This window comes from Hamadaea sp. NPDC051192 (assembly GCF_040682475.1).
Taxonomy (GTDB): Bacteria; Actinomycetota; Actinomycetes; order Mycobacteriales; family Micromonosporaceae; genus Hamadaea; species Hamadaea flava.
Window position 1 is genome coordinate 1 of record NZ_JBFBAZ010000216.1, and the last position, 9,311, is coordinate 9,311.

The following is a 9,311-nucleotide window of genomic DNA, read 5'->3' on the forward strand; positions in this document are numbered from 1 at the left end:
CTGCGCAAACGTGGGCCCGGCGGCGGGCCGGGTCCACGACGGGTGATCAGACCCCGGCGCTGACCGTGACGCCGGTGCCGACGGTGCGGGCCGTGCCCACCGAGGTGACGACGTTGCCGGTGGAGGCCACGGTGAGCGCGGTCCCGCTGCCCTTCTGGTAGTTGAGGCCGGTCTCGCGGGTGGTGCCCTTGCCCAGGACGCCGTTGCCGGTGACGCTGACGAAGCCGGTTCCGCCGCCGTTGACCCCGTCCAATCCGATGTAGACGAAGGTGCCGGTGCTCGGGAAGGTCCCGAACTGGTTGATCGTGTTGCCGCTGATCGAGGACGGCGCCTTGTCCTGGACCGTGCACCGGATGCCGTAGTAGGTGGTGCCCGAGGTGCCCTGAGAACCGAAGTCCTCGATGTAGTTGTCGTGGATGCCGGTGTTGTAGCAGCGGTTGGCGTCGATGCCGTTCTTGGTCACCTCGTAGAGGTGCAGGTCGCGGATCTGCCAGCCGGCCGCGTTGTCGGTGGCGACCGCGCTGCCGCCGGTGCCGGCGATCCAGCTGCGTTCGATCACGGTGTCGGTGAGCAGGTTGGCCGGGTCGTAGCCGTGGATGCCCGAGCCGCCGGCGCCCTCGATGTAGATGTCGCTGAGGACGTTGTTCACCGCGGTGTTGGTGATCTGCGTGCCGTTGGCGGTCACGGTGGTGAGCAGGATGGCGTCGACCGGGGCGTTGTAGACCCGGATGTCGTAGACCCGGCTGTCCCAGGTCTGGAGGACCAGCGGCGAGGTGCCGGTGTTGTTGGCCGAGTTGCCGTCGAGGGTGAGCCGCTCGACGCGTACGCCGGAGCCGACCCAGGTGTTGTTGGCGACCCAGGGCGCGGAGGCGAGCATCGCCTTCAGGTTCGCCCCGTTGGCCTGCTTGAGCGTGGTGCCGGCGCCGTCGCCGCGGTAGGTGCGGTCGTCGGTGAGGCTGATCGTGGCGTTGATCAGGCAGGGCCCCTTGATGACGATCTCGTCGCCGGCCGCCGAGGAGTTGATCGCGGTCTGGATGGTCGCCGCGTCCGCGGTGGTGTTCGCACAGGTCGCGTTGACCCGGGCGGCGTGGGCGGGCGGCACGTCGCCGGCGAGGACGGCCGCGCCGGTCAGTGCCAGCAGGGCTACGCCGGCGGCGAGGTGGCGTACGCCGAGGTGGAGTCGGGTGGGGGAGAGCTCGTGCGGGGAGGCGATCATGCGGGCGTGTCCTCCTTGGACTGATCAACTGGAGGGCTTCGATGGTAGGAAGATCACCTTCAGTCCGCCTACAGCTTCTCTACACGGGCTCGTACCTCTTTGGAGGTAACCAGTGGCATATATCGGATAAGTCAGGCCATGCTGGGGAATTGGCCGACGGCCTCATCTCGTCCTTTCCGGTCGTCGATCCACTTCTCTCGAAAGGCGGGTATGACATGACCGCCCCGAACACCGCCCCCAACCACCGGCTGTCCCTGCGCAACGGCGTCCTCGTGGTCACCACCGACGTGGTCCACGGGCGCACCGTCCAGCACGTCCTCGGTCAGGTTCTCGGCATCGCGGCGCGGTCGAAGAACCCGTACGGCGAGGGTTTCGTCAATCTGCGTACCGGCGGCAGCAACGGCGCCGAAGTGCGCCGGGATCTGCTCGTCGCCTGCCGGTGGGAGGCGGTCGACGACATGACGGCCGCCGCCGCCCAGTTCGGGGCGGACGCCGTCATCGCCATGCGCTTCGATCATCGCCAGGTCACCGAGAGCTGGTTCGAGGTGTGCGCGTACGGGACCGCCGTCATCCTCACCCCGCCGCCGACCGACATTCCAGCAGCTCGCCGGGCACCCGCGTACGCGGAGTCCACGCGCCAGCAGTGATTCGCCCGCACTTTTCGGAGAGATTCGCGAAGTGCGGTTTGCCGCGAAACCGCACGGGGTACCGCGCTCGCGTTCGGGCTCACGTTTCCCCACGGATCGTGACCCTATTGTCATGGAAAGTAGTACCTCGACCGACATAGGTGAAAACCGTGGTTGGCCGCTAGTGTCGGCGCAACAACGGCGTACGCGTCATGGCGGTGACGCGTCCATCGGGGGTGAACGGGAGGAGCGGGCAATCATGTCCGACCAAGCGGACGGCGGCTCCACAGCCGACCGCGTAGCAGGAGCGCGCCTGGTTCCGGAGCAGGCGGAGAGCCTGCTCGACATCGGGTTCGCCGCCGGCCAGCTGTACCAGGTGAGGCAGACCGTCGTCGCGCACGCCCAATCGGGCGGAGCCGGGCCGACGACGGTCGAGGCGGTCCTGCTGATCGCGAGCGAACTGGCGGTCAACGCGATCCGCCATGGCGGTGGACGCGGGCGGCTACGGCTGTGGCGGACCAGCGACGCCGTCTACTGCCAGGTCGAGGATGCCGGTCCGGGCATCGCCGAACCGGAGTCGGCGGGAGCGGATCCGTCCATGGCCGCGGACTCGGCGGAGACCGGCCAGGCCGGCCGTCGCGGACTGTGGATCGTCCGCATGGTCGCCGACGACCTCGACATCGAGACCGGACCGGCGGGGACGACGGTCACCACCCGCGTACGCCTGCGGGGTCCCGGCGACCGCAATCACGGGCGCGGCGGGCTGCGTACGTCGGTCTTCGACGACTCGCGAGCGACGGCCTGACCGCGCGATAAACCGACACCCCGATAAACGACACCCCGATAAACGGCGCCTCAGCCCTTGCCCTTGCCCCGATTGCCGTGGCTGCCCTTGCCGCTGCTGTCGGCGGCCACGGAGGACGCCTGCGAGGACGGCGCCGACGTCTGACCCGGCGTCACCGTCGGGGCAACCACCGCCAGAACGGTCGGTACGCAGCTCGCCACGGCGTCCGCGTCGCGCAGGGTGAACGCGACTGGCAACTGGTTGCCGCCGGTGTAGCGACCGGTCACCGAAAGCTTCGCCGTCCCGCCGGCCGCCAGCGTCTGGGTCTGAACCCGGGAGCTGACGGTCGTCCCGTCCTGCTCCCACCACTGCGCCAGCGCCTCGTCCACCTGCTGCCGGCCGGGCAGTTGGAAGGTCAGCCGCCAGTCGCGTACCGGGTCGGGCCCGGTATTGGTCACCGTCACCGCGGCAGTGAAACGCTCCCCGGTGTCTCCGAGCACCTGGTAGGTGACCTGACAGGCCGGAGTCGCCGGGGGGTTCGTCCATTCCGGAGTCCCAGCCGCCTGCGGGGAAGCGCCGGGCAGCCGCGCCGCGGCGAGCCAGACCAGCGCCACCACCGCGATCGCCGCGACCGATCCCACCACGGCTCGCGCCGAGCGCCGCGACGATCCGGCGATGGCCAGGGTCGGCCACGCGAGAACGCGAGTCACCGTCTCCGACGACTCCCGAGTCGGGTAGGTGTCCAGCAGCGTGAGCCCGTCCACCGGGGCCGCTTCGCCCAGGATGCGGGCGAGGTCGGCGGCGGACGGCCGGTCGGCGGGATCCTTCGCCAGACAGGCGTGGCACGCCTGCGCGACGGACTCCGGCAGCCCGTCGATCTCGGGCAGCGGCTCCGGGGCGAGGTTCCGGTGCGCCGACAGCAGCTCCAGCAGGGACGCCGGCCGCCAGGGCAGCCGCCCGGCGAGCATCAGGTAGAGCATGATGCCGACGGCGTACACGTCGGCTGAGGGGTGCACGGGCGCGCCGTCGAGCCGCTCAGGCGCGGTGTACGCGGGTGTCCCGACGACCTCCGCGCCGGGCTCGCCGCCCGGCTCGTCCTGGAACGCGCTGATCCCGAAGTCGATCACCTTGACGTCGTCGGCGGTGAGCAACACGTTGCGGGGACTGACGTCGCGGTGCACCACGCCGCGGGAGTGGGCTGCCGCGAGCGCCTCGGTCATCCGGGCGGCGACGGTCACCGCCGATCCCCACGGCAGCGGCCGCCCGGCCAGCAGGTCGGCCAGCGGCACGCCGTCGACCACCTCCATCACCAGGAACGGGACCGCCTGCCCGGTTCGCGTGGACGCTGCGACGCCGTAGTCGTGGATCACCGCGATCGACGGGTGTGACAGCCGGGCCAGCACACGGGCCTCCGCGCCCAGCCGGGCCCGCGACACCGGGTCGCTGAGCAGCTTGCGGTCGAGGGCCTTCACCGCGACCACCCGGCCCAGGCGTTCGTCGCGCGCTCGCCAGACCGTCGCCGTGCCGCCGGCGGCGATCGGCTCGATCAGGCGATAGCGGTCCTCCAGCAGGTCGCCCGCCTCGAAGATCTCCTCTGGTACGCCGGACATCGCGCTCCTCCACGGCTGTTCCTCCACCGGCGGCCACCGGGCTCCCGCTCGTACCCGGCGTCGGCGCTCGTCATACGACGGTCTGGATAACGGATACGTATCGCTATCGGTAGTCGTGTCGCTACCAAACGTTGCAATGGCGGCGTGGCAGGATTTTGTTGCATCCCTCGCGACTCGTGCCAGGCGTCGACCTGGTCAGGCGAAGGGTGGCACGTTGCGCCGACCGATCTCCGGCCGCCTAGCGGCGTACGCCGCCGTCGTCGCCGTGCTCGCCGGCCCGACACTATGGACGCTTTGGCGATCCGGCCCGGCCGAGGCGGCAGCGGGCGCCACCATCACCATCGAGAAGGGTGCCGACCGCACCGGCGCGCAGACCGTGTCCGGATTGGCCGGCGCCACCTTCGACCTGTACGCCGGACTGTCGACCGGGTCGCCGGGCGGCACCCCGGCCGCGAGCTGCACGACGGGCGCCGACGGCTCCTGCACCGTCACCGTGCCCGCCCGCAACGGCAACAATCAGGGGTACTGGGTGGTCGAACGCACCGCCCCCGCGGGCTACTCGATCATCTCGCAGCTCAACACCGGCGGTAGCAGCACGACGCCGACGGCGTACAACCAGTACTTCACGGGCAACGTCAGCAACAACCAGAGCTACCAGGTTCCCGAGCCGTCGACGGGCGACTCGAACCTGACCGCGCGCGGCGACTTCTGGGCCGACGTACGCGACAACCCGACGCTGCCGGGCCGCTGCGGGCTGAACATCGCGCTGCTGGTCGACGTCTCCGGGTCGATCGCGCCGTCGTTGCCCACGGTGAAGGACGCCGCGAACGGCTTCGTCGACGCGCTCACCGGCACTCCGTCCCGTATCGCCGTCTACAGCTTCGCCACCAATGCGAGCACGCTGCTGGGGCCGACGGCGGTGCCGGACGACGAGTCCGCGCAGACGGTCAAGAACGTGATCAATGGTCTGACCGCCGGAGGCGGCACGAACTGGGACTCCGGGTTGTGGGCCGTGGCCGCGGCACCCTCCACGTTCGACGCGGTCGTCATGCTCACCGACGGCAACCCGACCTATTACGGGCCGCGCCCCGACGGACCGGGAAATGCCACCCGGTTCCGTGAGGTGGAGAACGGGATCTTCTCGGCCAACGCCCTGAAGGCGCTCGGGACGAAGGTGGTCGCGGTCGGCGTGGGCGCGGGAATCAGCGGTTCGCCGCTCAACCTGCAGGCGATCTCCGGGCCGGTCGAAGGCACCGACTATGTCCAGACTGGATACGACCAGCTCGCCGCCGTCTTCCGGGAGATCGCGCTGCGGACCTGCTCGGGATCGATCAGCGTGGTCAAGCAGGTGGTGCCGCCGACCGGCACGATCGACGACGCCGTACCGGCCGGCGGTTGGGAGTTCAGCACCGCCACGACGGGCGTCACACCGACCTCGGGCACGACCGCCGGCGACTCCGGCGCGGTCAGCTTCACCGCCGACCTGAACGGCTCGACATCGCTCCCGGTGACGCTGACCGAGACCCCGCAGACCGGCTTCACCCTGCTTCAGAACAACGGGCAGAATGCCACCTGCACCTCGAACGGCGACACCATCACCTCCACCAACGTGGGCGCCACCGGCTTCACCGTGCCGGCCCTCAGCAACGCCATCGTCACGTGCACCGTCTACAACCGCGCGTCGGTGCCGCCCGCGACGGTCACCGTGAACAAGAGGTGGATCGTCGACGGCACCTCCTACGACGAGCCGAACCAGCCCGCCGAGTTCCAGGCGGCGCTGACCCTGACCAGTCAGACCGGACCGGTCTGGGGCCAGTCCTACGGCGGCTACCTCGCCGGCGACCCCGTCACGATCGGGGAGGACGTCAACACCGACCTCCTGCCACCCGGCTGCTCAGTCAGCGCCACCCAGGGCGACATCGGGACGAAGACCCTGGTCGCCGGGGCCAACGTCTTCACCGTCACGAACACCGCCACCTGCGTGACCAAGCTGACGCTGCTCAAAAGCGTGATCAACGCCTTCGGCGCCGCCGAACCGGCCGACAGCTGGACACTCACGGCGTACGCCGGGGACGGGACGCCGGTCCTCAGCGGCACCTCCGGCGTCCAGTCGACGGTCAACGCGGGCGTCCTGCACCTGCTCGGTGAGACCACTGTGGCCGGGTACGCACAGGACCGGGGCCCGAACGCGGTCATCGTCCCGCCGTCCACCGGCAGTTGGAGCTGCGCGCTGCGGCAGCGTGACGGCACCCTCGGCCCGGAGTACGACGGCCTCAACGGCGGCGTCACCGTCCAGCTGGGTCAGCAGGCCGAGTGCACGGCGGTCAACCGGGCGCAGCCTGCCAAGCTGACCCTGCGCAAGCAGGTCGACAACACCGGGGGAGGCTCGGCCGAACCCGCGGCCTGGCTCCTCAACGCCGTGCCGACCGGCGACGCGGCCACCATCAGCGGTCACGACGGCGATGCCGCGATCACCGGCGCGCAAGCCATCCCCGGCATCCCATACGCCCTGAGCGAGGCCGACGGCCCGGCCGATTACACGCAGAACCCGGTCACCTGTGTCCTCACCGGGACCGGCACCGTCGTGCCGACGCCGGGCAACACCCTGACCCCGGTGATCGGGCAGGACATCACCTGTACTTTCGCAAACGTCTTCGTCGCGCCGACGCCATCCCCATCGGAGTCGCCGTCACCGTCGGAGTCGCCGTCCCCGTCGCCCAGTGTGAGCAGTACGACGCCGCCACCCATTCCCGTGACGGGAACCCCGACGGGACGGATGGCGGCGTACGCGGTGGGTCTGCTGGCGCTCGGCGCCGGGTTGCTGCTGCTGGCCCGCTTGCGACGGCGTACCTGATGGGACGGGCCGGTCGTGGTCAGAAGACCGGGCCGTGACCGGTCGCCCCGGTGATCGTGATGATCATGATCGTGCGGCGGCGACGCCGGGTCATCACGGCGAACACGGCGCTGAGCACGACCAGTTCGAGATCCGGCCAGTCACCGGTGACCTCGACCTGGGCCTCGCCCCGGGAGAACGCCGGCAACCGCAGCTCGATGGTCCGGCCGTCGCGCTCCAGGCGGGCGCCCCGGCGGCCGATCTGCCACCGGACCGGGCCACCGGGGCCGGGCACGTGCGAGTTCTGCGGATGCAGCCGCACGGCCGGGCCGCTGCCGGCCTGCGCCGTGACGCCGATCCGATAACGGTCGGTGGGATGGACGGTCCATTCGCGATCACCGAGCCGGATGACGGCCCGCCGCCACCCCACCCCCGTACGCAGCGTCGCCGCGCCGAAGTGATACAGGCCGTGGCTCTTGCGTACCTCGCTCATCGGACGCTCCAGCGCAGGCCCGGGATCACCACGGCGCCGACCGCGAGGTGCAGCGCGGCCAGACCGAGCTTGGCCGCACCGGACACGCCGCCGGTCGGCCCGAGCAGCAGCGACAGCAGCAGGAACCCGCTGGCGATCAGGGTCCAGATCAGCAGCGCCCGGCCGGTCACGCGCTCCAGCAGGGCGAGCAGGCCCCAGCCGGCGAGGGCGGAGACGGCGCCGGCGATCAGTGCGGCGGCGAGCGTCACCTCCATGGTCGAGGTGCCGGTCTGCACGGCGAGGTCGATTCCGGCCGGTCCGGACAGCAGGGCGAACCCCGCTCCGGCGACGGCGACTGCGGCGGCGGTGACGCTGAGGCGGCGTACTGATTTCGTCATGCCGGAAGCTTCGCCCCGGCGCACCGGGTGGGTCATCGGTCCGCAAGCCGCCCCGTCTCGTGCTTTGGTCGCGCGCCTACTTCTTAAGTAGGTGGTCGCCGGCTCCGTCCCTGGTTAGCCTGCCAGCGTGAACGCCCGAAAAGCCGGCCTGACGATCACGCTCGCCGTGATCGGCGCGCTGATCGCGTACGCCCTGTGGGGTGCGAGCCAGAACGACCCCGACAGCTTTCCGCTCGACGCGATCGTCGCGCTCGTGTCGCTCGGCGTCACCGCGTGGCTCTACCGGCAGCCGTTCGCCGGTGGGGTGACCGCCGCAGTGCTCGCCGCGGTCTCCCCGGTCGCGACGCCGGTCGCCAGCTTCGCCGCGTTCCACACCGCCCGGCGACGGCCGTTCCGCGAAGCGCTCGTCGTCACCGTGCTCGGCGTACTCGCCCAGGCGGTGCAGGGGATCTGGCGTACTCCGGCGGGGGTTTCCTACGGGTGGTGGCTGCTGCTGATGGCGGCGGCGTACGCGGCGCTGCTGGGCTGGGGAACGTGGGCGCAGGCCCGCGCCAACCTGCTCCGGGCGTTGCACGAACGGGCCCGGCGAGCCGAGGAGGAGCAGGAACGCCGGATCGGCGAGGCCCGCCGGGCCGAACGCAACCGCATCGCCCGCGAGATGCACGACGTTCTCGCCCACCGGCTGTCGTTGCTGGCCACCTACGCGGGCGCGGTCGAGTACCGGCCCGATGCCCCGCCCGAGCGGCTGACCGAGGCCGCCCGGGTCATCCGGGCCGGCGCCCACCAGGCCCTCGAGGATCTGCGCGAGGTGATCACCCTCATGCGTTCCGGCGACGACGACAACCCGGACGCGCCCGCCGGACAGACCCTCGCCGACCTGCCCGGACTGCTCGCCGAGGCGCGGGCGGCCGGCCAGCGCGTCGACTTCGACGACGGTCTCGACCTGGACGGCATGCCGCCGGCACTCGGGCGGTGTGCGTATCGCGTGGTGCAGGAAGGACTGACGAACGCGCGCAAGCACGCCCCCGGGCAGGCGGTGACGCTCCAGCTCACGTCCCACCCGGCGACCATCGTGGTACGCAACAAGACGGTCCCGGGTGAGTCGGGACCGGGGGCCGGGACCGGGCTGGCCGGGCTGACCGAGCGGGTGACCCTGGTGGGCGGCGAGCTGGAACACGAGATCGACGCCGACGGCGAGTTCCGGCTCACCGTGCGACTACCGTGGCCGTCATGATCAGAGTGGTGATCGTCGACGACGACCCATTGGTACGCGGAGCGCTGACGATGATGCTGGACGGCGCGGACGGCATCGCGGTCGTCGGCGAGGCCGCCGACGGCGCGCAGGCGCTGACGGCGGTCGAGCGGCACGGCC

The 9,311-nt window shown here is 70.9% G+C and carries 8 protein-coding genes and 1 pseudogene; 5 read left to right on the forward strand and 4 right to left on the reverse strand.

The window, feature by feature from the left end; translation table 11 throughout:
• Positions 1 to 46 precede the first annotated feature (46 nt).
• Positions 47 to 1,216 (reverse strand): right-handed parallel beta-helix repeat-containing protein, encoded by a 1,170-nt coding sequence (locus tag AB0M47_RS40545; protein ID WP_363423747.1) that lies wholly within the window; start codon positions 1,214 to 1,216, stop codon positions 47 to 49.
• Positions 1,217 to 1,431: 215 nt separating this feature from the next.
• Between AB0M47_RS40545 and AB0M47_RS40550 the strand changes: the two genes are divergently transcribed.
• Positions 1,432 to 1,863, forward strand: a complete 432-nt coding sequence (locus tag AB0M47_RS40550; RefSeq protein ID WP_363423750.1) for a heavy metal-binding domain-containing protein — start codon at positions 1,432 to 1,434, stop codon at positions 1,861 to 1,863.
• A 238-nt stretch (positions 1,864 to 2,101) separates the two neighbouring features.
• Positions 2,102 to 2,647, forward strand: a complete 546-nt coding sequence (locus tag AB0M47_RS40555) for an ATP-binding protein (RefSeq protein WP_363423753.1) — start codon at positions 2,102 to 2,104, stop codon at positions 2,645 to 2,647.
• A gap of 50 nt (positions 2,648 to 2,697) precedes the next feature.
• Here AB0M47_RS40555 and AB0M47_RS40560 read toward each other — a convergent pair whose 3' ends face one another.
• Positions 2,698 to 4,236, reverse strand: coding sequence for a serine/threonine-protein kinase (locus tag AB0M47_RS40560; RefSeq protein WP_363423756.1), 1,539 nt, complete (start codon positions 4,234 to 4,236; stop codon positions 2,698 to 2,700).
• A 214-nt stretch (positions 4,237 to 4,450) separates the two neighbouring features.
• Between AB0M47_RS40560 and AB0M47_RS40565 the strand changes: the two genes are divergently transcribed.
• On the forward strand, positions 4,451 to 7,090 hold the full coding sequence (locus tag AB0M47_RS40565; protein ID WP_363423758.1) for a VWA domain-containing protein: 2,640 nt from the start codon (positions 4,451 to 4,453) through the stop codon (positions 7,088 to 7,090).
• Positions 7,091 to 7,109: 19 nt separating this feature from the next.
• Here AB0M47_RS40565 and AB0M47_RS40570 read toward each other — a convergent pair whose 3' ends face one another.
• Positions 7,110 to 7,562, reverse strand: a complete 453-nt coding sequence (locus AB0M47_RS40570; protein ID WP_363423761.1) for a hypothetical protein — start codon at positions 7,560 to 7,562, stop codon at positions 7,110 to 7,112.
• Positions 7,559 to 7,939: a DUF6069 family protein gene (locus AB0M47_RS40575; RefSeq protein ID WP_363423764.1), complete on the reverse strand. Its 381-nt coding sequence runs from the start codon at positions 7,937 to 7,939 to the stop codon at positions 7,559 to 7,561. The genes AB0M47_RS40570 and AB0M47_RS40575 overlap by 4 nt, the downstream gene beginning before the upstream one ends.
• Before the next feature lie 127 nt (positions 7,940 to 8,066).
• On the opposite strand from AB0M47_RS40575, the gene AB0M47_RS40580 reads away from it, so the two are divergent.
• The gene (locus tag AB0M47_RS40580) at positions 8,067 to 9,173 is read left to right on the forward strand and encodes a histidine kinase (protein ID WP_363423767.1); all 1,107 of its coding nucleotides are present in this window, start codon (positions 8,067 to 8,069) and stop codon (positions 9,171 to 9,173) included.
• A pseudogene (locus AB0M47_RS40585) lies at positions 9,170 to 9,311 on the forward strand (DNA-binding response regulator); the annotation flags it as partial. The gene AB0M47_RS40580 and the pseudogene AB0M47_RS40585, both read left to right, overlap by 4 nt.

What these genes read in the sequence shown, in the direction of transcription:
- AB0M47_RS40545 (WP_363423747.1), bottom strand. Translation starts at nt 1,216, where the DNA reads ATGATCGCCTCCCCGCACGAGCTCTCCCCCACCCGACTCCACCTCGGC.
- AB0M47_RS40555 (WP_363423753.1), top strand. Translation starts at nt 2,102, where the DNA reads ATGTCCGACCAAGCGGACGGCGGCTCCACAGCCGACCGCGTAGCAGGA.
- AB0M47_RS40550 (WP_363423750.1), top strand. Translation starts at nt 1,432, where the DNA reads ATGACCGCCCCGAACACCGCCCCCAACCACCGGCTGTCCCTGCGCAAC.
- AB0M47_RS40575 (WP_363423764.1), bottom strand. Translation starts at nt 7,939, where the DNA reads ATGACGAAATCAGTACGCCGCCTCAGCGTCACCGCCGCCGCAGTCGCC.
- AB0M47_RS40570 (WP_363423761.1), bottom strand. Translation starts at nt 7,562, where the DNA reads ATGAGCGAGGTACGCAAGAGCCACGGCCTGTATCACTTCGGCGCGGCG.
- AB0M47_RS40560 (WP_363423756.1), bottom strand. Translation starts at nt 4,236, where the DNA reads ATGTCCGGCGTACCAGAGGAGATCTTCGAGGCGGGCGACCTGCTGGAG.